The sequence below is a fragment of the Salininema proteolyticum genome, from assembly GCF_042685645.1.
Classification (GTDB): Bacteria; Actinomycetota; Actinomycetes; order Mycobacteriales; family Micromonosporaceae; genus Salininema; species Salininema proteolyticum.
This window is the reverse complement of record NZ_JBHUNX010000001.1, coordinates 3,880,010-3,900,157: the sequence shown is the minus strand read 5'-3', so window position 1 is coordinate 3,900,157 and position 20,148 is coordinate 3,880,010. Positions and strand designations below refer to the sequence as shown.

Annotated in this window: 16 protein-coding genes and 1 tRNA gene; 8 read left to right on the top strand and 9 right to left on the bottom strand. The window is 68.4% G+C overall.

Annotated elements, in window-relative coordinates; all coding sequences use genetic code 11:
• Positions 1–171: 171 nt before the first annotated feature.
• From htpX to ACFTE1_RS17950, 6 genes are all read right to left on the bottom strand, one after another.
• The gene (gene htpX, locus ACFTE1_RS17975) at positions 172–1,032 is read right to left on the bottom strand and encodes a zinc metalloprotease HtpX (RefSeq protein ID WP_380623857.1); all 861 of its coding nucleotides are present in this window, start codon (positions 1,030–1,032) and stop codon (positions 172–174) included.
• 137 nt (positions 1,033–1,169) lie between these two features.
• On the bottom strand, positions 1,170–3,947 hold the full coding sequence (gene topA, locus ACFTE1_RS17970) for a type I DNA topoisomerase (protein WP_380623860.1): 2,778 nt from the start codon (positions 3,945–3,947) through the stop codon (positions 1,170–1,172).
• Positions 3,948–4,531: 584 nt separating this feature from the next.
• Positions 4,532–6,922 (bottom strand): sodium-translocating pyrophosphatase, encoded by a 2,391-nt coding sequence (locus ACFTE1_RS17965; protein WP_380623863.1) that lies wholly within the window; start codon positions 6,920–6,922, stop codon positions 4,532–4,534.
• Between the two features lie 264 nt (positions 6,923–7,186).
• Complete coding sequence (locus ACFTE1_RS17960; RefSeq protein ID WP_380623865.1) at positions 7,187–7,636, bottom strand: ATP-binding protein; 450 nt, start codon at positions 7,634–7,636, stop codon at positions 7,187–7,189.
• Entirely contained in the window at positions 7,633–7,980 is a 348-nt protein-coding gene (locus ACFTE1_RS17955; protein ID WP_380623868.1) for an STAS domain-containing protein, read from the bottom strand. The genes ACFTE1_RS17960 and ACFTE1_RS17955 overlap by 4 nt, the downstream gene beginning before the upstream one ends.
• 123 nt (positions 7,981–8,103) lie before the next feature.
• Positions 8,104–9,270, bottom strand: a complete 1,167-nt coding sequence (locus ACFTE1_RS17950) for a glycosyltransferase family 4 protein (protein WP_380623871.1) — start codon at positions 9,268–9,270, stop codon at positions 8,104–8,106.
• Between the two features lie 431 nt (positions 9,271–9,701).
• Between ACFTE1_RS17950 and ACFTE1_RS17945 the strand changes: the two genes are divergently transcribed.
• From ACFTE1_RS17945 to ACFTE1_RS17930, 4 genes are all read left to right on the top strand, one after another.
• Positions 9,702–11,240: a sugar transferase gene (locus ACFTE1_RS17945; RefSeq protein WP_380623874.1), complete on the top strand. Its 1,539-nt coding sequence runs from the start codon at positions 9,702–9,704 to the stop codon at positions 11,238–11,240.
• 107 nt (positions 11,241–11,347) lie between these two features.
• Complete coding sequence (locus ACFTE1_RS17940) at positions 11,348–12,298, top strand: NAD-dependent epimerase/dehydratase family protein (RefSeq protein ID WP_380623877.1); 951 nt, start codon at positions 11,348–11,350, stop codon at positions 12,296–12,298.
• Positions 12,299–12,418: 120 nt separating this feature from the next.
• Positions 12,419–13,447: an LCP family protein gene (locus ACFTE1_RS17935; RefSeq protein ID WP_380623880.1), complete on the top strand. Its 1,029-nt coding sequence runs from the start codon at positions 12,419–12,421 to the stop codon at positions 13,445–13,447.
• Between the two features lie 135 nt (positions 13,448–13,582).
• Positions 13,583–13,658, top strand: a tRNA-Arg gene (locus ACFTE1_RS17930).
• 88 nt (positions 13,659–13,746) lie between these two features.
• Here ACFTE1_RS17930 and ACFTE1_RS17925 read toward each other — a convergent pair.
• Together ACFTE1_RS17925 and ACFTE1_RS17920 are read right to left on the bottom strand one after the other, a co-directional pair.
• Positions 13,747–14,991, bottom strand: a complete 1,245-nt coding sequence (locus ACFTE1_RS17925) for a Cmx/CmrA family chloramphenicol efflux MFS transporter (protein WP_380623883.1) — start codon at positions 14,989–14,991, stop codon at positions 13,747–13,749.
• Positions 14,992–15,064: 73 nt separating this feature from the next.
• The gene (locus ACFTE1_RS17920) at positions 15,065–15,637 is read right to left on the bottom strand and encodes a TetR/AcrR family transcriptional regulator (RefSeq protein WP_380623885.1); all 573 of its coding nucleotides are present in this window, start codon (positions 15,635–15,637) and stop codon (positions 15,065–15,067) included.
• A gap of 134 nt (positions 15,638–15,771) precedes the next feature.
• Between ACFTE1_RS17920 and ACFTE1_RS17915 the strand changes: the two genes are divergently transcribed.
• Positions 15,772–16,731, top strand: a complete 960-nt coding sequence (locus ACFTE1_RS17915) for a hypothetical protein (RefSeq protein WP_380623888.1) — start codon at positions 15,772–15,774, stop codon at positions 16,729–16,731.
• Positions 16,732–16,748: 17 nt separating this feature from the next.
• On the opposite strand, the gene ACFTE1_RS17910 is transcribed toward ACFTE1_RS17915, so the two are convergent.
• On the bottom strand, positions 16,749–17,279 hold the full coding sequence (locus tag ACFTE1_RS17910; protein WP_380623891.1) for an acyl-CoA thioesterase: 531 nt from the start codon (positions 17,277–17,279) through the stop codon (positions 16,749–16,751).
• Between the two features lie 102 nt (positions 17,280–17,381).
• Between ACFTE1_RS17910 and ACFTE1_RS17905 the strand changes: the two genes are divergently transcribed.
• The 3 genes from ACFTE1_RS17905 to ACFTE1_RS17895 all read left to right on the top strand — a co-directional run bounded on the left by ACFTE1_RS17905 (position 17,382) and on the right by ACFTE1_RS17895 (position 20,012).
• Positions 17,382–17,816, top strand: a complete 435-nt coding sequence (locus tag ACFTE1_RS17905; protein ID WP_380623894.1) for a winged helix-turn-helix transcriptional regulator — start codon at positions 17,382–17,384, stop codon at positions 17,814–17,816.
• Between the two features lie 113 nt (positions 17,817–17,929).
• Entirely contained in the window at positions 17,930–19,093 is a 1,164-nt protein-coding gene (locus ACFTE1_RS17900) for an erythromycin esterase family protein (RefSeq protein WP_380623896.1), read from the top strand.
• 139 nt (positions 19,094–19,232) lie between these two features.
• A complete protein-coding gene (locus ACFTE1_RS17895; protein WP_380623898.1) occupies positions 19,233–20,012 on the top strand; it encodes a S1 family peptidase in 780 nt (259 codons plus the stop codon).
• The last annotated feature ends 136 nt before the right edge of the window (positions 20,013–20,148 follow it).

Here is a 20,148-nt window from a genome sequence, read left to right as displayed (position 1 = left end):
CGCCGGCTCCTCTAGCGGACCGGCGCGCCCGGGCCGCTTTCGCGCCTGGTTCCCGGGCTGCATCCCCGCTCGGTTCCCGGGCTGCATCCCCGGCCCGAATCCCCGCCCGGTTCCCGGGCTGCATCCCCGTCCGGCTCCCGGACTGCTATCCCGCCCGCTTCCCAAGACCTGTCAGCGAACGCCGCCGGCCATGGCGCGCAGGCGCTTGACCCGCTCCTCGGTGGGCGGGTGCGTGGAGAACAGGTTCGCCAGCCCCCTGCCGCGGAAGGGGTTCTCGATCATCATGTGGGCCTCGTTCGAGACGGGGCCGTCGGGGCGGGCCGGGCTCCTGTCGACGCCCGCGGAGATCTTCTGCAGCGCGCTGGCGAGGGCCAGAGGGTCCCCCGTCAGTTCGGCGCCGGACTGGTCGGCCTGGTACTCGCGCGAGCGGCTGATGGACATCTGGATGACGCCCGCCGCGATCGGGCCGAGGATCATCGTCAGGAGCAGGACCAGCGGGTTCGGTCCCTGGCGGTCGTTGCCTCCGAGCGGGATGAACCAGGCGATATTGGCCAGCATGGTGATGATCGAGGCCAGGGCTCCGGCGACGGAGGAGATGAGGATGTCGCGGTTGTAGACGTGGGAGAGCTCGTGGCCCAGGACGCCGCGCAGCTCGGCGGGGGTGAGGATCTCCAGGATCCCCTGGGTGCAGGCCACGGCCGCGTGCTCGGGGTTGCGGCCCGTGGCGAAGGCGTTGGGCTGCCGCGTGGGCGCGATGTAGAGCCGCGGCATGGGCTGTCCGGCGCGCTGGGACAGCTCCCGCACGATGGCGTACAGCTGGGGAGCCTGCTGCTCGGTCACCGGCTGGGCCCTCATGGACCGCAGCGCGATCTTGTCGCTGTTGAAGTAGGCGACCGCATTGCCGATGACGGCGATTCCCGCGGCGATGACCACGCCCGTGGAGCCCCCGAAGGCGTATCCGATGGCGATGACCAGGGCGGACATGGCGCCGAGCAGGACGGCGGTCTTGAATCCGTTGCGGTGGGAATGCATGTGTGCTCCTCTGGTCACTCTGCGTGTCGATATTGCCATCGTACAGCGCGGAGCAGCAGGTCAAGGAGCGTCGGGAGAGAGCCCGAGACAGCGTCAAGGGGCCGTTCACAGCGAACGGCCCCTTCATGGAAGGCGCGTCAGGAGGACTTCTTGGCCGCCTTTTTCGCGGCCTTCTTCGTGGTCTTCTTCACGGCCTTCTTGGCAGTTTTCTTAACCGCCGCCTTCTTCTTCGAGGCCGCTTTCTTGGCGGTCTTCTTGGCGGCGGACTTCTTGGCCGTCTTCTTCGCGGCCGCCTTCTTCGCCTTCTTGGCGGGCTTCTTCCCGCCCCCGGCCGCGATCTTCTCGCGGCGCTCCGAGAGCAGCTCGGCGGCGCGGTCGATGGTCATGGCCTCGATGGTGTCGGTCCGGCGCAGCGAGGCGTTGGTCTCCCCGTCGGTCACGTACGGTCCGAAGCGCCCGTCCTTGACCGTCACGTCCTTGGACGTCACCGGGTCCTTGCCCAGCTCCTTGAGCGGAGCCGAGGCGCGCGCCTGGCGCCCGCGCCGCTTGGGCTCGGCCAGGAGCTTCTTCGCCTGCTCCATGGTCAGTGTGAACAGCTGGTCCTCGGACTCGAGCGACCGGTAGTCGCGCTTCTTGACCACGTAGGGGCCGTGCGGCCCGGCGCCGGTGCGGATCTCCTCGCCGTCTTCGTCGACCCCCACCAGGCGCGGCAGGGTCAAGAGCTTGACGGCGTCCTCGAGCGAGAGCTCCGAGAGCTTCTGGTCGGACAGCAGCGAGGCTGACTTCTCCCCCGAGGTCACGTAGGGGCCGTAACGGCCGGTCTTCGCGTACACGGGCTCGCCGGTCTCCGGGTGCTCGCCCAGCTCGCCCTCGGCCGATCCGAGCTCGTAGAGCTCCTCGACCTTGGCGCGCGTCATCTCGTCGGGCGCCAGCGACTCGGGGATCGAGACGCGCTCTCCCGGCTCGCCCTCCTCGCGCTGCTTGTCGGTGGCGCGCTCCAGGTAGGGCCCGTAGCGTCCCACGCGGACGACGACCTTGCGGCCCTCCGCGTCGGTGTACAGCGGGATCGAGTTGACGCCGCGGGCGTCGATCTCCCCCAGCTCCTGGTCGACGAGCGTCTTGAGGCCGCCCGAGGCCGAGATGGTGCCCTCGGCGCCCTCTCCTCCGAAGTAGAAGGAGCGCAGGAAATTCACTGAGTTGGAGGCGCCGGCGGCGACCTCGTCGAGCTCGTTCTCCATTCCGGCGGTGAAGTCGTAGTTGACCAGTTGCGGGAAGTGCTTTTCCATGAGGCCCGCGACGGAGAACGCCAGGAACGACGGCACCAGCGCCTGGCCGCGCTTGAAGGCGTAGCCGCGGTCCTGGATGGTCTGCATGATCGAGGCGTACGTCGAGGGGCGCCCGATGCCCTTCTCCTCCAGGAACTTCACCAGGCTCGCCTCGGTGTAGCGGGCGGGCGGCTGCGTGGTGTGCCCGACGGGGAGGATCCCGTTCTCGGAGAGGCTCTGCCGCTCGGAGAGCTCCGGCAGGCGGGTGTCGCCCTTCTCGTCGTCCTCGTCGTCGCCGTACGAGTAGGCCTTGAGGAAGCCGGGGTTGACGATGGTCTTGCCCGAGGCGGTGAAGTCGACCTCTTCCTGCGAGGAGGACGTGGCGCGAGCGCGCACCGAGGTCGAGTTGCCGGTCGCGTCGACCATCTGGCTGGCGAGGGTGCGCCGCCAGATGAGGTCGTAGAGCCGGTACTCCTCGGGGGAGAGGCGGGACTTCAGGGAGTCGGGCGTCTGGAAGTTGTCGCCGGCGGGGCGGATGGCCTCGTGCGCCTCCTGGGCGTTCTTGACCTTCCGCGCGTACCGGCGGGCCTCGGGCGAGACGTACTTCTCGCCGAACAGTTGCCCGGACTGGCGGCGCGCGGCGCTGATCGCCGTGTCCGACAGGTTGGTCGAGTCGGTCCTCATATAGGTGATGAAACCGTTCTCGTACAGCCGCTGGGCGACGCGCATGGTCTGCGCCGAGGACAGGCGCAGGCGCCGCGAGGCCTCCTGCTGGAGCGTGGAGGTGATGAAGGGGGCGTAGGGGCGGCGCCGGTAGGGCTTCTTCTCGACGCGCAGGACGGTGAACCCTCGTCCGGACAGGCGCTCGGCCAGCCCGCGCGCCCCGGCCTCGTCGAGGGCGATGACGCCGCCCTTGGACTGGCCGGTGGCGGCGTCGAAGTCCTTGCCGGAGGCGATCTTGTCGCCGTCGACGGCGACGCTGGTGGCCTTGAAGGACTCTCCGTCGGCCGTCACGAGGCGCGCGGTGAGGTCCCAGTAGTCGGCGGCGTGGAAGGCCATGCGGGCCCTCTCGCGCTCGACCAGGATGCGGGTGGCGACCGACTGGACCCGGCCGGCCGACAGGCGCGGCATGACCTTCTTCCACAGCACGGGGCTGACCTCGTAGCCGTAGAGGCGGTCGAGGATGCGGCGCGCCTCCTGGGCGTCGACGAGGTTCTGGTTCAGCTCTCGCGGGTTGGCCACGGCGTCGGCGATCGCCGACGGGGTGATCTCGTGGAAGACCATGCGGCGCACGGGGATCTTCGGTTTGAGCGTCTCCAGCAGGTGCCAGGCGATGGCCTCGCCCTCGCGGTCCTCATCAGTGGCGAGGTAGAGCTCGTCGGCCTCGGCCATCTCGTTCTTGAGCTGCTTGACGTGGTCCTTGCGGTCGGGGTTGACGATGTAGAGCGCCTTGAAGTCGTGCTCGGTGTCCACGCCGAGGCGCGACCACGCCTTGTCCTTGTACTTGGCGGGGATCTCCTTGGCCGAGCGGGGCAGGTCGCGGATGTGCCCGAGCGAGGAGTTGACGATATAGTCCGGCCCCAGATACGAGCCGATCGTCTTTGCCTTCGCCGGGGACTCCACGATCACCAGCCTCTTGGGGTCAGCCACGGTCCACCTCTACTTTGTCGGTCGCTGAGAGAACTGCCCGGGACACGATGTGCGCATGCGTTTCCTCGGGTACCTCGGTTACGGTAGCGCATTCGACAAGCGCTGTCGTTGACAAACGCGGGTGCGGGGCGTCCGAGAGCAGTCTCGGACAGTCCGGAAACAGGGGCAAACCGGACAAAATGATGGAGATAGAGTGCTGTAAATCATATTGCCGGGCTCGATCGGGTGTGCCTGGGCACGGCTCCCGCGTCCAGACGCCCCCTGCCGGGGCATCGCGCCCGGAGCCCGCCGTCCTGGCGTCTCCGTCGGCGCCTCTCGCTCGAACGCCAACCCCGGACGTCCTTTCGGGCGACTCCGCGAATCCTGCCGTCTCGGAGCCCCTCTTCGAGACCCTTTCGGGGGCCTCTCATGGACCCGTAGTCCCGGCGTCCCTCTTCGCGGCCCTTTCGGGGCGCCTCCCCCGAGCCCCGTCGTCCAGACGCCCCCTTTTCGCGGCCCTATATATAAGGTGCGGGGAGGTTCCCGGGCGCTCCCGGGAACCTCCCCGTCGGTCGTCGGCCGTCGGTCGTCGGCCGGTCAGGGCCCTACTTGGAGGCCTTGACCGCCTCGCCGTTCTCGGCCTCGTCTCCGGCGTCGTCCTTCTTCCCGTCCTCGGCGCGCTGGCCGGGGGCGGAGTCCGGGTCGGTCACGCTTTTGGCGGCCCCGTTCCCGGAGCCCTCCTCTCCGACCAGCACCGAGCGCCGCTTCGTGACGATGATGGCCCCGGCCAGGACGGCCAGGGCGATCCCCGCGAAGACGTAGCGCAGGGGCGAGTCGTCGGTGACGGTGTAGGCCACCACGGCCGGGGCGATGATCAGGCTGACGAGGTTCATGACCTTCAGCAGCGGGTTGATCGCCGGTCCGGCGGTGTCCTTGAACGGGTCTCCGACGGTGTCGCCGATGACCGCCGCGGCGTGGGCCTCAGAACCCTTGCCCCCGTGGTTGCCGTCCTCGACGTCCTTCTTGGCGTTGTCCCAGGCGCCGCCCGAGTTGGCCAGCATGATGGCCATGAGCACGCCGCAGGCGATCGCTCCGGCCAGGTAGGCGGCGAGCGGCCCGACGCCGAGGCCGAAGCCCACGGCGATGGGCGCCATGATAGCCAGCAGTCCCGGCGTCGCCAGCTCGCGCTGGGCGTCGCGGGTGCAGATGGAGACGACGCGGCCGTACTCGGGGCGCTGCTCCCCGGTCATGATGCCGGGGAAGCGGGCGAACTGCTCGCGCACCTCGGTGACGACGGCCGCCGCCGAGCGGGCCACGGCGTTGATCGCGAGTCCGCTGAAGAGGAACACGACGCTGGCGCCGATGATGAATCCGACGATGTTGGCCGGGTCGGCCAGGTTGAGCGCGGCGACCAGGGCCGAGCCGGAGAGTCCGGCGCCGGCGACGGCGTCGGTGTAGGCGCCGAACAGCGCCGTCGCGGCGAGGACCGCGGTGGCGATGGCGATGCCCTTGGTGACGGCCTTGGTCGTGTTGCCGACCGAGTCGAGGTCGGTGAGCAGCTGGTTGCCGTCCTCGTCCACGTCTCCGGACATCTCAGCGATGCCCTGGGCATTGTCGCTGATGGGCCCGAAGGTGTCCATGGCGACGATGACGCCGACGGTGGTCAGCAGGCCGCAGCCGGCCAGGGCCACGGCGAAGAGGCTCAGGATGCCGCCCCCGCCGAGCAGGAACGCTCCGAAGACCGCCGCGGCGATGGTCAGGCCGGTGTAGACGGCCGACTCGAGGCCGAGGCTGAAGCCCGAGAGGATGTTGGTCGCCGCTCCCGTGCGGGTGGAGGCGGAGACGTCCTTGGTGGGCTTGTAGCGCGCGTCGGTGTAGTAGCCGGTCAGCATCATGATGACCATGGCCAGCACGATGCCGATGGCGACGGAGCCGATCGCGAGGATCTGCGGTGAGACCGGAGCGGTGTAGCCGGTGCCGATCGCGCCCCAGGTTCCGGGCACGAACATGAAGACCACGGCCGCGGCCAGCAGCGCCGCGAGCAGGGCGGAGATGTAGAAGGCGCGGTTGATCGCCGTCAGACCCGAGGCGTCGGTGGGGCGCAGGCGGGTGATGACGACGCCGACGATGGCGCAGACGATGCCGACGGCGGCGACGATGATCGGCAGGACCAGGCCGGCCTCGCCGAAGGCGGCGCGGCCGAGGATGAGGCTGGCGACCAGGACCACGGCGTAGGACTCGAAGAGGTCCGAGGCCATGCCGGCGCAGTCTCCGACGTTGTCGCCCACGTTGTCGGCGATGGTGGCGGGGTTGCGCGGGTCGTCCTCGGGGATGCCCTGCTCGACCTTGCCGACCAGGTCGGCTCCGACGTCGGCGGCCTTGGTGAAGATGCCGCCGCCGACCCGCATGAACATCGCCAGCAGGGCCGCGCCGAAGCCGAAGCCCTCCAGGACGATCGGCGCGGTGGACTGGTAGGCCAGGACGACGATGCAGGCTCCCAGGAGCCCGAGGCCCACGGTGAGGAAGCCGACGACGCCGCCGGTGCGGAAGGCCAGGCGCATGGCCCCGGCCCGCTCGCCTATGCGGGCGGCCGCCGCGACGCGCAGGTTGGCGCGGGTCGCGAGGGTCATGCCGGCCCAGCCGATGAACGAGCTGAAGGCCGCTCCGACGATGAAGAATCCGCTGCGGCCCAGCCGTTCGCTCCAGCCCGCGTCGTCACCGACGGGGAGGAGCAGGAGCAGGACCACGGCGACGACGGTGAAGATCGCCATCGTGCGGAACTGCCGTTTGAGATAGGCCGAGGCGCCCTCCTGGACGGCCCCGGCGATGTCGCGCATCTTCTCCGTTCCGGTGTCGGCGGCGAGAATGCTCTTGACCAGCGCCCCGGCGAAGCCGAGGGCGACGAGGGCAAGTACCGCCGCCAGAATGATGAAGGTCACATGGGATTGTGACAGGCTGATCGCGTTCTCGTCGCCATTGGCGAGCAACGTAACCATTGACGCTGTCCTCCTTGAAGTTCGGGTACAGTGTCCGGCCGCCGCGCGGGCTGTGCTCCCTTCCGGAGGGTCGCAGGGAGCAGGCCGGCATGTGCGGAGTGTACTGGGAGGACCGCGGCCGATATGGGACAGGTCATGTCGCAGGGCGTCGAATGAGATAGATTCACGTCGAACGCTAGAATGCGAACATATGAGCGATGGATATGTATCTATTTAGGAGGGTGTCGAACCCTTCTGCGCAGGGTCTTCTCTGTGGGGCGCCGACTACTCCGCGTCGGGGGAGTCCTTGGCCCGCAGCGGCCAGCGCATGAGCACCGTGGAGCCCCGCTCGCCGTCCCCCGGGGTCACCCGGAAGTCCGCGACCAGGTTGGACAGCACGACGAGGGTCAGATCCTCCGAAGAGGAGTCCTCCGTCGCCGGCGGCAGGTGGTCGCCCGGCTGGAGGACCGGCGTGCGCGAGTCCTGCGCATTATCGGTGACTTTGACCATGAAATGATCACCAATCGAAAAGCCAACGTGCACAAGGTCCTTGAGGTGCGCCTGGCGGTGGCGCAGAATGGCGCGCGTGCACGCCTCCCCGGTCGCCTGCTGGATCTCGTCGCGGCTCATCGCGTCCACGCCCGACTGCGAGGCCACGTCGGCTGCGACCAGCCTCGCCGCCCGGACGTACGCGGCGGCTGGGGTGAAGGAAAAGGAGATCTCGACCGTGTTCATTCTGCGTCCGGCACGCTCTTCCGGACGTCCAGCACCACGTCGAGCCCCGTCAGCTGCAGGAGCTTCTCGATGCGCTTGTTGGTCGCCACGACGACCAGGTGGCCGCCCAGCCGCGTCAGGCTGCGCCGCGCGCCCACCAGCACGCCCAGACCGGTGGAGTCGCAGAACTCGACCTGGGACAGGTCCACGGCGAGGAGGTCGTGTCCCCCCGACACCGTCTGGTTGATGGCCTCGCGCAACTGGGGCGCCGTGTACATGTCGATCTCGCCGCTCACGGCGATGACAGCGTACGGGCCTGAAGTCGAGAGTTTGAGACCCAGCTCGGGTTCAGTGCCTGCGTCCATGAGCACCTCGCATCCCTGGTTCGGCATTAGGGGCGTCGCCGTCGACCGCGACATGCCCAATTGTGGCATGGAAAAGCCGCCTGCACCACGTGAGGGGTCGGTTACTCAACCGGTCACAATAGATCAAACCCCGGTCAGTTCCCCGTATATCTCCACCAGTCGGCGCAGCGCGACCTCCGGGGAGAACACCTGTTCATACCGTCTCCGTGCCGCGCTCGCATACGTGCCCACCTGCGCGTACGTCTCCTCCAGTGCCCGGGCGAGAGCGGCCGGCGAAGGATCCGCCACCACGCCGGACGGCGCGTCGGTGTGATCCCCGACGATGAACGGAGCACCACCCATTCGAGTGGCCGTGACGGCCCTTCCGGCCGCCAGCGCCTCCAGGCCCGAGGTCGGCAGGATGTCCTCCCAGATCGACGGGACGACCACGGCGGCGGCCCCCTCCAGGAGCCCCGCCATCCCCTCGCGGTCCTGCGGCCCGACGTAGCGGACCTCTCCGGCGTTCGCGGCCCGCTCGACGACCTCCCGCAGAGGGCCGTCCCCGGCGATCGTCAACGTCGCGCCGGACTCCCTCCCCACCCGGCTCCACGCGTCCAGCAGCAGCTCGACTCCCTTCTCGGGAACCAGGCGCGCGCCGAACAGGAAACCCTCGCCCAGCGGCTTCGGCTCTCCCGGATCGGGCATGGCGTTCGGCTTGACCCGGATCCGGTCCTCCTCCATGCCGATCGACCGGAGGTAGGCGGCCATGTTGTCGGTCAGGGCCACGAAGCGGTCCACGCGGCGCCACACGTCGCGGTTGACCCCCAGCGAGGTCGCCATGACCGCGCTCTGCGCCCGCGAGCCCCGGTAGCAGGCGTGCAGCACGCCCGGGCCCTTCCAGCGCTTGCCGTGGCAGTCGTGGCAGTCGTGCCCGTCGCGGAAGTAGAGCCCGTTGAGGCAGTCGTGCCGGTAGTTGTGGATCGTCTGCACGACCTTCACGCCGTGCCGGTGCGCCGTGTCCACCACGGCGGGCGACAGGAGCGGATAGACGTTGTGGACGTGGAGGATGTCGGGCCGCTCGCGCTCCAGCAGGTGGCCCAGCTCCTTCTGGACGCCGCGCGCGTAGACCGGCGACAGCGCCAGCGAGGCCTTCTTCGCGGCCGACATCCCCGCGATCTCGTCCGAAGAGCGCAGGAACGGGACGACCTCGACGCCGGCCTCCCGCAGCGCGCCGATCTCGTAGTCCACGATCACGTTCTCGCCCGAGGGCTGAGCCGAGGCATAGCGGTTGTGCGCGATGACGACCTTCACGGTGTTCCTTCCCAGAGCCGCCAGGGCTCCAAATTCCGAGGGCGATGCAAGACGGGGGCGAGTGCACGCCCCGCGGCGCCGGGATCGCGTCCGGCCGAGCGCGCACCAGCGGAGGCAACGCTCCGTCACCGGCGGACTCCGGTCCAGGCCGCGCCCGGGCCGGGAGGCGGAGCACGGCGGGAAACGCCGGGTAGACTCTAATGGTCGTCGAGCACTCCAGCGGGCGCGACCGGTAAGGCCCGCCTCGTCAGGGGTGTAGTTTATCGGAGTACCCGGCCGCCCGAGCGGCACCGGTCCCCGTGGAGCAGCGCTCGGCAGGCCGAGGAGGCGCTCCGGAGGGCGGGCGCCGCGCCGCCGCCCGATCTCCCGGGCGGGACCACGGAGGACCGCGCGGACGCCTCGGCCGACACCCGAGCGAAGGCGGAGACCGGATGGCCGAAACGATACAGACGGGACATCAGTTGAGCAAACCTGAGGACACCGGCAAGGAGCCCCCCGAGGAACTCTCCACCAACGGCGTCATACGCTCCGCCTGGAAACGCCACGCCCAGGCCGTCAACTGGCACCACTCCTACCGTGTCGCACTCGTCTTCGCCGACCTCTTCGCCGCCCTCTCCGCGACCGCCATCGCCGTCTGGTTCACCGACACCCCCTACGCCGGCTTCGAGGAGATCGACGGCTCCCTCGACCCGATGTACTACATCCTGACCTGGATCGGCATCCCGCTGGGATGGATCCTCATCCTCTGGGGCAACAGCGCCTACGACCGCCGCTACCTCGGCTTCGGCACCGACGAGTTCAAACGCGTCGTCCGCTCCAGCTTCATCATGCTGGGACTGGTCTCCTTCCTCGCCCTGTCGTTCAAGACCGACGTCTCCCGCGCCACCGTCGCCGTCGGGCTCCTCGCCGCCGCCCTCCTCATAGCGGGCATACGCTGGATCCTCCGGGCCCTCCTCTACCAGGCGCGCGCCCGGGGCCGCGCCGTCCAACGCGTCCTCCTCATCGGCTCCTACCCCGAGACGCTCGAGGTCTACCGCGTCATCACGCGCTCCCCCTCCGCCGGGCTCAAGCCGATCGCCATCTACGTCACCGAGGGCGCCTCCGCGGTCCGCGGGCTCGACACCCCCGTCCCCGTCTACGCCTCCTCCGACATCGTCTCTGTCGCCGAACGCGTCAAGGCCGACACCCTCGCCGTCTGCGGACGCGCCTCCACCAAGCCCGGCGACCTGCGCCGCCTCGCCTGGCAGCTCGAAGGCTCCGGACGCGACCTCATGGTCGCCCCGCAGCTGACCGACATCGCCGGGCCCCGCGTCCACATCCGCCCCGTCGAGGGCCTACCCCTCCTCCACGTCGAAGAGCCCACCATCTCCGGCATGAGCTGGCTGGCCAAGAACATCCTCGACTTCACCGCCTCCCTCCTCGGGCTCATCGTCATCTCCCCGCTCCTGCTGGTCACCGCCCTGCTGATCAAGCTCGACAGCCCCGGGCCGGTCTTCTTCCGCCAACCCCGCGTCGGCCGCGAGGGCGAGACCTTCCTCTGCTGGAAGTTCCGCACCATGTACATCGACGCCGAGGAGCGCCAGGCCGCCCTCATGATGGAGAACGAGTCCGACGGCCTCCTCTTCAAGATGAAGGACGACCCCCGGATCACCCGGATCGGAAAATTCCTAAGACGGACCTCGATCGACGAGCTGCCCCAGCTGATCAACGTGCTCAAGGGAGAGATGAGCCTGGTCGGACCGCGACCGCTGCCCGCCGAGAACGGAGACTTCCTCGGCGACGTGCGCCGCCGCCTCCTCGTCCGGCCCGGCATCACCGGCCTCTGGCAGGTGTCCGGCCGCTCCGACCTGTCCTGGGACGACGCCGTCCGCCTGGACCTCTACTACGTCGACAACTGGTCGCTCACCACGGACCTCCAGATCCTCCTGCGGACAGTGAGCGCGGTCATGAAGTCGAAGGGCGCGTATTGAGCACCCGCTATAGTTGCCTGTGGAGCGGCGCCCGAAAGCTCCGGTACCATCGAAGGTTTCCACCCCCGGAACCCCGACAAACGACCATTTGAACAGTTGAGGAAGACATGGGCAAGTTCGAGAACGGCAGTCGAGTGCTCGTCACCGGGGGAGCGGGATTCATCGGATCGCACCTGGTCGACGAGTATCTGGCCAGAGGCTGCTCGGTGACGGCCGTGGACAACTACTGCACCGGCAGTCCGAAGAACCTCGCGTCCCACCCGGGGCTGACCGTGGTCGAGGCCGACGTCTCCGAAGGCCTCCCCCTCCCCGAGGAGCCCTACGACCTCGTCCTGCACTTCGCCTGCCCCGCCTCGCCGGTCGACTTCGAGACCCTCCCCGTCGAGATCCTCAAGGTCGACAGCGCCGGGACCTTCCACGCCCTCGACCGCGCCAAGCGCGACGGCGCGCGCTTCCTCATGGCCTCCACCTCCGAGGTCTACGGCGACCCGCAGGTCCACCCGCAGCCCGAGGAGTACTGGGGCAACGTCAATCCCAACGGGCCGCGCTCCTGCTACGACGAGGCCAAGCGCTTCTCCGAGGCCGCGACCTTCACCTACCGCCGCCAGGGGCTCGACGCCGCCATCGTCCGCATCTTCAACACCTACGGGCCCCGCAACCGACCCGACGACGGGCGCGTCATCCCCAACTTCATCAACAAGGCCCTGGCCGGCGAGCCGCTGCCGATCTACGGGACCGGCGAGCAGACCCGGTCCATCTGCTACATCGACGACCTCGTCTCCGGCATCACCGCGCTCGCGGAGTCGGGCGAGGCCGGGCCGGTCAACCTCGGGTCGGTCTACGAGCTGACCGTCAAGGACATCGCCGACACGATCGTGCGCCTCACCGGATCGCAGTCCGAAGTGGAGTACCATCCCGCGCGCGAGGACGATCCGGAGCGGCGCCGCCCGGACCTCGCCAAGGCGCGGGAGCTCCTCGGTTACGAGCCCCAGATCTCCTACGAGGCGGGGCTGAAATCGACGATCGACTACTTCCGGCAACTGGCCGCGACCCCTTAAAGTGGATCTATGAGTCGAAACTCAGGCAGAGTCTCAGGCAGCGCGTCCGTACCTTCGGGACCGCAGCGAAGCCGCTATGGGGACCGCGGAGGCTATCCGCCGCAACAGGGCGGGGCCCGCGTGGGCCCGGCGCCCTCGCCGGACGGGCCGACGCGCCGCGGGCTGATCGGGTCCGGCATCGGGCTCGTCGCCTCGCTCGTCGCCGGCGGATTCGGGCTGCGGTACTGGAATCTCGCCGACAAGGCCAATGACGACCTCAACCGCGCCTTCGACCTCGACGAGATCCCCAACCGCCCGCCGGAGGGCGCCTCGGGCGCGATGAACATCCTCGTGCTGGGCAACGACAGCCGCCAGGACGACGACTCGGGCCGTTCCGACACGGCGATCCTCATGCACGTGGACGCCGCGGGAAAGAGTGCTTACGGCGTCTCCATCCCGCGCGACCTGTGGGTGCACATTCCCGAGGACCCGAACGCGGAGTACTCGGGTGCCGAGGCGAAGTTCAACGCCGCCTACGCCTGGGGCGGGGCGAACCTGACCGTTCAGACCCTGGAGGAGTACACGCAGGTCCGCGTCGATCACATCGTCGAGATCAACTTCAACGGCCTCATCGAGGTCGTCGACGCCGTCGACGGTGTGACGATCGATGTGGAGGCCGCCGACGCTCCGAACTACTACGACGAGACCGGAGTGACCTCCATCCACGGGGAGCACCGTTTCTTCTCCAAGGGGCCCATGGAGATGAACGGCGAGGAGGCCCTCGACTACGTCCGTCAGCGCAAGCAGTGGCAGCGGGGGGACTTCGCCCGTATGCAGCACCAGCAGCAGCTGATCACGGGCATCATGAACTCGGCCGTCTCGCTCGGCGTCCTGTCCTCTCCTGCGCGGCTGACCGAGTTCATCGAGTCCATCTCCGGGGCAGTCAAGGTCGACCAGGGCTTCGACGTCATATCGACCGGCGTGCGCCTGATCAATATCCGGCCGAAGGACATCCAGTTCTTGACCAGTCCCAACCTGGGCAGCGGGAATATGAACGGCCAATCGGTCGTCATTTCGGACGACGACCTGGCACCCGTGCTCTACGAAGCCGTCCGCGACGACACCGTGGGAGATTTCCTGGAGGAGTATCCGGACGTTGCCAAGAACTAGGCTTCGCGGTCTCGCCGGGTACGGTGCGGCCCGTCGCCAGGAGCGGTGACCTGTGGGCCGGAAGCCCCAGGGCGCCGAGCCATGGGTCGCAGTGCGGCTTGTATACTTGTCTCCGCGTCGGTTTTCCGGCGCGTTGCCTCAGTAGCTCAGGGGATAGAGCACCGCTCTCCTAAAGCGGGTGTCGCAGGTTCGAATCCTGCCTGGGGCGCCAGACCCGATGCCCGGCGGCGTCTCACCGCCAGAACACGACCTCAAAGAGGGCCGGATCCCGTTCAGGGACCGGCCCACTTCTCATCTCCTCAAACTCCGACCGGGACCGGCTCTTCCGACTTGCCTTCGCCGCCTTTCTCGCCTTCCTCGGCAGCGGCATTCGCGCGGCGCTCCAGCACGTGTCCCCACAGGCCCAGCAACAGCGCCCCGGACGCCATGGCTACGCCGACCCAGGGCACGGCCGCATAGCCGAACCCGGACCCGATCACCAGCCCGCCCAACCAGGGCGCCAAAGTGTTGCCGATGTTGAACACCGACGTCACCGAGGCCCCCGCCAGGGTCCGGGCCTCGCCGGCCAGCGTAAAGACCCGCACGCTCACCGCCGGGTTGGAGGCCATCCCGAAGACGCCCATGAAGAAGACGGACGCGACCACCATGGCGGGTTCGGCGGCGCCCACGGCGACCAGTCCAGAGGTGACGATGACTCCGGCCATCCCCGCGTACAGGGTGGCGAAGGGATGCTCGTCGGCGACCCTGCCGCCCACGGTGATCCCTATGAGGCAGCCGAGCCCGAACAGAGCCAGCACCGCCGGAACCCATCCTTCGGCCAAACCGGTGGTGTCAGTCAGCATGGCCCCCAGGTAACTGAAGGTGGCCATCATCGAACTGAAGCTCAGCGCGACGGCCCCGTAGGCGACCCAGAGGGGCAGGCTCGCCATGGCGCGCAGTTCGTTTCGGATCCGGGGCGCCGGTCCTCCCCGGGCAATGGAGGGAACGGCGGTCAGCACCCCGACGAAGGCCAGCGCCGTCAGTGCGGCGACGGCCCAGAACGCCGCCCTCCAGTCCGCGTACTGGCTGATCAGGGTCCCCGCAGGCACTCCGAGGACGGTGGACACCGTCACCCCGGCGACCACGATCGCCAGGGCCTTGGCGCGTGAGGCCGGCGCGACCATGGCCGAGGCGGCCACCGTCGCGACCCCGAAGAACCCGGCGTAAACGAGGGCTCCGAGGATCCGGGTGGCCAGAAGGACCTCGTAATCGAGAACCAGGGCCCCGACGATGTGGGCGAGGACGAACACGGCCAGGAACGACAGCAGGGTGAGACGGCGGGGCAGGCGCAGGGTCGCCAAGGCGAGGACGGGGGCTCCGACGACCATGCCGAGCGCGAAGGCGGAGATCAGCAGCCCGGCGTCGGGGATGGAGACGCCGAGGTCGGCGGCCATGTCGGGGAGCAGCCCGGCGAGCATGAACTCGGAGGTGCCCATGGCGAAGATTGCCAGACCGAGGATGTAGACGGCCGGAGGTATCGCCTGTTTGCGTTCGGTTTGCGGCACAGCGGTGTTCCTTTCTGTAATGAACAGTCCAAAATTGGGGTACGAAAAGAGGGCGATCTCGGGGAGCGGCCGGTCAGAGCACTCGCAAGGCGTTGTCTGCGATGCCTTCCAGGACGGAGGGGTCGGCACCGCCGCGCTGGGCGACGATGGTCCCGCTGACGGCGGCGATGACGAAGTGGGCGGCGGAGTCGGCGTCCCGGTCGGAGTCGATCTCCCCGGAGGCCTTGCCGGCCTCGATCGCGGCCTTGAGCGCAGCGTGGCGGCGGTCGTAATCGCGTCGCAGGGCGGCGGCCACGTCGGGGTGGCGCGGCGCCATCTCGATCATCGAGTGCACGACCAGGCAGCCGGTCGGGTCGCCGTCGGGCGGCGCGGCAGCCTGTTCGAGAAGGGCGCGAAGCCGGCCTCGAAGGGGGCGCGGCTCGTCGAGGACCGCCACGATGTTGTCGGTGCGCAGGCGCATGTAGTGTTCGAGGGCTCGCGTGAACAGCTCGTGCTTGCTCTTGAAGGTGTTGTAGATGCTGCTGCGCCCCAGGCCCGTGGCCTCCACGAGGTCCTGCGTGGACGTGGCCTCGTATCCCAGCTCGATGAACGTGCGCATGGCGGACCGGACCGCGCGCTCCTCGTCGAATTCCTTCGGTCGTGCCATGGGGAGAGCCTAGCATGTTTTGGAATCAATGGTCTAAAATAGTGTCGACGCCTTGCGGGGCGTGAGGAGGTTCCCGTCGCGTTCAAGCTACAGTGGAGCCGACCCCCGGAACCCCGAAACTCCTACGGATCCTGATGAGCCACAACCGTGTGCCGCGCTACTGCGCGATCGCGTACGTTACCGTTGTCATCCTCTTGCTGGGCTACGGTGTCGCGTCCAGCACTCTGAAGATGGACGAAACGACCACTTGGGTGGCCGAGGCCGACGACATCCTCGCGGCCGCCGAACCCTTGGACGGCGACTTCGGCGAACCCGACTTCGAGTGGGACGCGCCGACCGCGGACGTGCCCGCACGCAAGGCCGTCCTGGAAGCACCTGAACTAGGCGGTGAAGTGGAGATCGCCTGGCAGGAGGGCATAGCCCCCTCGAGGATCTCCATAGAGCGAAAGGACAACGCCTTCCGCCTCCGCGAGACGATTGCCATCGACTACGAGACCGACCCCGAGGCGTTGGAGCGGGTCTGCCTGACAGTCTCCTCGAGGTCCGCGCTGGACGACGGGCGCAACGAAGTTTCCGCCTGCGCCGCGCAGTTCTACGGTTCGGATGAGAAGGGCAGGCGTAAAGCCGTACGCGCCTTGAGGGAGGCGCTGTGGACGCCGCCAGGCGTCGACGGCATCCTCGACGGCTTCACGATGGCCGGGCGGGCGGAGGATCCAGCAGGAGAACTGTGGTGGGTCGGCACCGATCCCGCCAGCCATCTGCGCTTTTGGGAGCACCAGGGAACCTCTCCCTGCGACCCCCTGCTCGATTACGGAGTGGGTTTCGACGGCGGTACCCGCCACTATGAACGCGAGGCGCCGGTGCACCCGTACTACATCGACGAGTGCCGGGACGCATTCACGGTGCAGGGCGATGACAGCCGAGGCGCCGCGATTACCGAGTTCGACGGCGAAGGCGGTCCGGAGTGGTTCTCCACACTCAAGTACTACAACTACGCCGGCCCGGACCGCGAAACCGTTCAGTGGGAGGACACGCTCACGATAGCCGCGGTCGAGTGCCGGGCTCCGAAGGACTTCGCCTGCACCGAGCACTGATCGAGCGGGAACGCGGGTCAAACCTGAGCGGTGCTCCGAACGGACGCGTTCTCCGACCAGTCGCGGACCCAGTCGGGCAGCCGGACGGACTCCGGCACGCCGCCGATCAGCTCCTCCAGCTCCTCCTGCGACACCGTCCCGCCCGACTTCTTCAAGAAGCGCGCACGGACGACGGCCTTGGCGTACACCGTCTCTCCCACGCAGAAGGTCTGTTCGAGATAGGTCGACTTCTCGTCCACGCCGAGCACGCGGCTGTAGAGCTCGAACCGCTGCCACAGCTTGAGCGACCTCCGGTAGGAGATCGTCTGGGCGGCTACGACGGGGTACCACCCGGCGGCGGACACCTTCTTCGCGAACCCGGACCGCACCATCAGGTCCACGCGGCCGAGGTCCATGAGCGTCAGGTACTTGCCGTTGTTCATGTGCCGCAGGACGTCCAGGTCCGTGGGGGCGACGCGGAACGGCGTCCTGGCCGTGTCCCACACGCCGAGCCGGCCCCGGCTCTTCGAGCGGAGCATGAGCCACAGCATGCGCAGGTACAGGTTCATGTCGTCACCGGGGCCTCTCACCAGCTGGCATCAATAAACTGAAGTCAGATGGAAGAATGCTAACATGACCGCCTGTCGATGCCACAGAGGCAAGGAGCGGAGATGGCGGAGGAGAACGGCCCCGAGGACTGCCCCATCGAGAGGGCCATGCGGATCATCGGCTCCCGCACCAGCATGCTCGTCATCCGCGAGGCGTTCACCGGGGTCAGCCGCTTCGACGACTTCACCGCGGCCCTCGGCGTCTCTCCGGCGACCGTCACGGCGAAACTGAACGCCCTGGTGGACGCCGGAATCCTCAAGCGGCAGGCCTATCGCGAACCCGGATCCCGCACCCGGCAAGAGTACGTGCTGGACGAGGCCGGCCTCGAACTCGCGCCCATCGTCCTCGGCCTGTACCAGTGGGGGCGCCGCCACGCCGGTGGGAGATCGCCGCGCAGGGCCTTGCACGAGGCGTGCGGCGAGGAGGTGGACGTGGGAATGCGCTGCTCCGGCGGCCACGACGTCGGCTGCGACGAGCTCGACATCCGCAAGGCCTGACTTCGCCGTTCGAAGCCGCCCGGCCGTTCCGGTCATCTGACGGATGCGGCTTAAGTCATCGGATCCATAGCCTGGAAAGCGGAAACACCACCGCATGAGGCCAGGAGGACACCATGACCGACGCACAGAACTGGGTCAGCGCCAACGCGAGGCCCCTCGGAGACTTCGGACCCGTCATCGCCGCCGCGCAGGACGCCGCCGTCGTCGGGATCGGGGAGAACACCCGCGAGGCCGCCGAGATCGACCACCACCGCATCCGCCTCGCCCGGGAGCTGGTGGAGCACGCCGGGTACCGGGTCATCGTGGTTCCCGACAGCGCCAATGTCGGCGAGCGCATGGACGAGTACGTCCTGGGGAGCCGGTCCGACCTGCGGGAGATCGTCCTGTCGGGCTGGCTGCCCAATCGCACCAAGGCGACCGAGGGCCTGCTGGAGTGGGTCCGCGCCTTCAACGAGGGGAATGAAGGGGACCCGGTGCGGATCGTCGGCAACGGTCCGCGGCAGGCCGAGCCCGCCGACTACGACGCGGTCCTCGCTTACGCGGAGAAGGCCGACCCGGAGGCAGCGTCGGCCATCGCGAAGCTCTACGACGTCATCCGCACCGCGCACGAAGTCAATGAGCACATCCAGATCCACAAGGGCGTCCACCCGGGTCGCCCGTTCTCCGAGTCGGCGGAGGAGGCCGCCGTGCTGGTCGGGCGCCTCCCCGACGGCGAGGGGAAGGACGAGGCCAGGGGCAGGGCCGGCCTGATCGGCGAGTTCCACGGTGCCTCGGTCGCGGCGCAGCAGAACTTCAACGACATGACCAGGGGTATCGCCGACCGGATTCTGAAGGCGCACGAGGAGTCGGGTCGGAAGGTCGTCTACATGGACGGTTTCGCGCTCACCGGCGTCGTGTCGGATGTCGAGGTCGCCGTGAAGCCGGGGGAGAGGTTCTCAGGAGCGGGCAAGTGGCTGCGCGACCGCTTCGGCGAGCGCTATGTCTCGGTGCTCTTCGCGTTCGGGCGGGGGACGATCCGCGACGGCATGCGGGTCCCGATCGCTCAGGAGGGCAATGTGGAGCGCGCTCTCGTCGACGCCGGAGCCGGAGACGTCCTGTTGCCGTTCCGCGGCACGGACGGCGCCTGGGCGGACGGTTCGTTCGGGCTGCGGGTCGTGGCGGGCATCTACGAGCCCGAGGACGACGAGAAGTTCAGCATGGACATCGCCTCGCTCCGCGAGTCGGTCGACTACCTGGGCTTCGTGGACACCGTCAGCGAGACGGCCCTGCTGGAGTAACCGGTAGGTGTTCTGTACTAATCCGTTGTGCCACAGGAGCGTACGATTAATCCAAGAATGGCAACATATCGTTCCGTTGTGCAGGCCGGGATCCATTTTCCGTGCTGTGCAACGGAACGAATCGGCAGAACAGGACACCATGAAACGAACCCGAGCACTGGCGGCCTTCATTGCGCTGCTCTTCTCGCTGACCCTGGGCCTCGCGCATCCGGCGCAGGCCTCGACCGACGGGGACTTCTCCGCCAAGATCGTCGGAGGCGGCGAGGCCGCCGAAGCGCCCCCGTGGATCGCCGCCCTCTACTCCGGCACGAGCTTCCGCTGTACGGCCAGTCAGATCGCGCCGGAGTGGATCCTCACGGCCGCGCATTGCGTCGACGAGTCGGTGACGGACTACTCGGTCCGGATCGGCTCCCTCGACAGGACCCAGGGCGGCATCATCCTCGAAGTGGTGGAGGTGAACCGCCACCCCGACTACCCCGCCTACGAGGACGGCACCCTGACCGACCGCCGTCCCGACCTGGCGCTGCTGCGCCTGGCCGAGCCTTACGGCGACACCTTCCCGGAGCTGGCGACCGCCGAGGACCTGCAGACGGGCGCCTACTCGACCTTCTACGGCTGGGGCGCTACCAAACCGGACTGGACCGAGCTCAGCGACGTGCTGAAGTACGGCGAGGGCGACTACCGCGCCAACCCGTTCAGCTGGGAGGACGTCTACGGCATCTTCGGCGACGAGGCGGCCGTGGCCGGCGGCGACTCCGGCGGTCCGGCGCTGGTCCGGTCCGCGGTGAGCGACGAGCTCGTCATCATCGGAGCGACCTGTTGCGGCTACCGCCCGACGACCGAAGGGAACGGCTGGGCCGGCGGCTGGACGTCCGTCGTCTACTACGACGACTGGCTGACCGGCGTCATGAACTCCTGAGGCCGGTGAGGGCGGCCCCGTTCGCACCGGGACGAGGTGCGAACGGGGCCTTGCGCGTTCCGCGGGCGGTGCCTGCGACGCGGTCCCGCCGTCCACCGTGGCGCGGGGGACTGCCGCCGCTGCGGCCACCCGTCCG

What these genes read in the sequence shown, in the direction of transcription:
- ACFTE1_RS17960 (WP_380623865.1), bottom strand. Translation starts at nt 7,636, where the DNA reads ATGAACACGGTCGAGATCTCCTTTTCCTTCACCCCAGCCGCCGCGTAC.
- ACFTE1_RS17965 (WP_380623863.1), bottom strand. Translation starts at nt 6,922, where the DNA reads ATGGTTACGTTGCTCGCCAATGGCGACGAGAACGCGATCAGCCTGTCA.
- ACFTE1_RS17920 (WP_380623885.1), bottom strand. Translation starts at nt 15,637, where the DNA reads ATGGCACGACCGAAGGAATTCGACGAGGAGCGCGCGGTCCGGTCCGCC.
- ACFTE1_RS17940 (WP_380623877.1), top strand. Translation starts at nt 11,348, where the DNA reads ATGGGCAAGTTCGAGAACGGCAGTCGAGTGCTCGTCACCGGGGGAGCG.
- ACFTE1_RS17955 (WP_380623868.1), bottom strand. Translation starts at nt 7,980, where the DNA reads ATGGACGCAGGCACTGAACCCGAGCTGGGTCTCAAACTCTCGACTTCA.
- ACFTE1_RS17905 (WP_380623894.1), top strand. Translation starts at nt 17,382, where the DNA reads ATGGCGGAGGAGAACGGCCCCGAGGACTGCCCCATCGAGAGGGCCATG.
- ACFTE1_RS17945 (WP_380623874.1), top strand. Translation starts at nt 9,702, where the DNA reads ATGGCCGAAACGATACAGACGGGACATCAGTTGAGCAAACCTGAGGAC.
- ACFTE1_RS17915 (WP_380623888.1), top strand. Translation starts at nt 15,772, where the DNA reads ATGAGCCACAACCGTGTGCCGCGCTACTGCGCGATCGCGTACGTTACC.
- htpX (WP_380623857.1), bottom strand. Translation starts at nt 1,032, where the DNA reads ATGCATTCCCACCGCAACGGATTCAAGACCGCCGTCCTGCTCGGCGCC.
- ACFTE1_RS17900 (WP_380623896.1), top strand. Translation starts at nt 17,930, where the DNA reads ATGACCGACGCACAGAACTGGGTCAGCGCCAACGCGAGGCCCCTCGGA.
- ACFTE1_RS17910 (WP_380623891.1), bottom strand. Translation starts at nt 17,279, where the DNA reads ATGAACCTGTACCTGCGCATGCTGTGGCTCATGCTCCGCTCGAAGAGC.
- ACFTE1_RS17895 (WP_380623898.1), top strand. Translation starts at nt 19,233, where the DNA reads ATGAAACGAACCCGAGCACTGGCGGCCTTCATTGCGCTGCTCTTCTCG.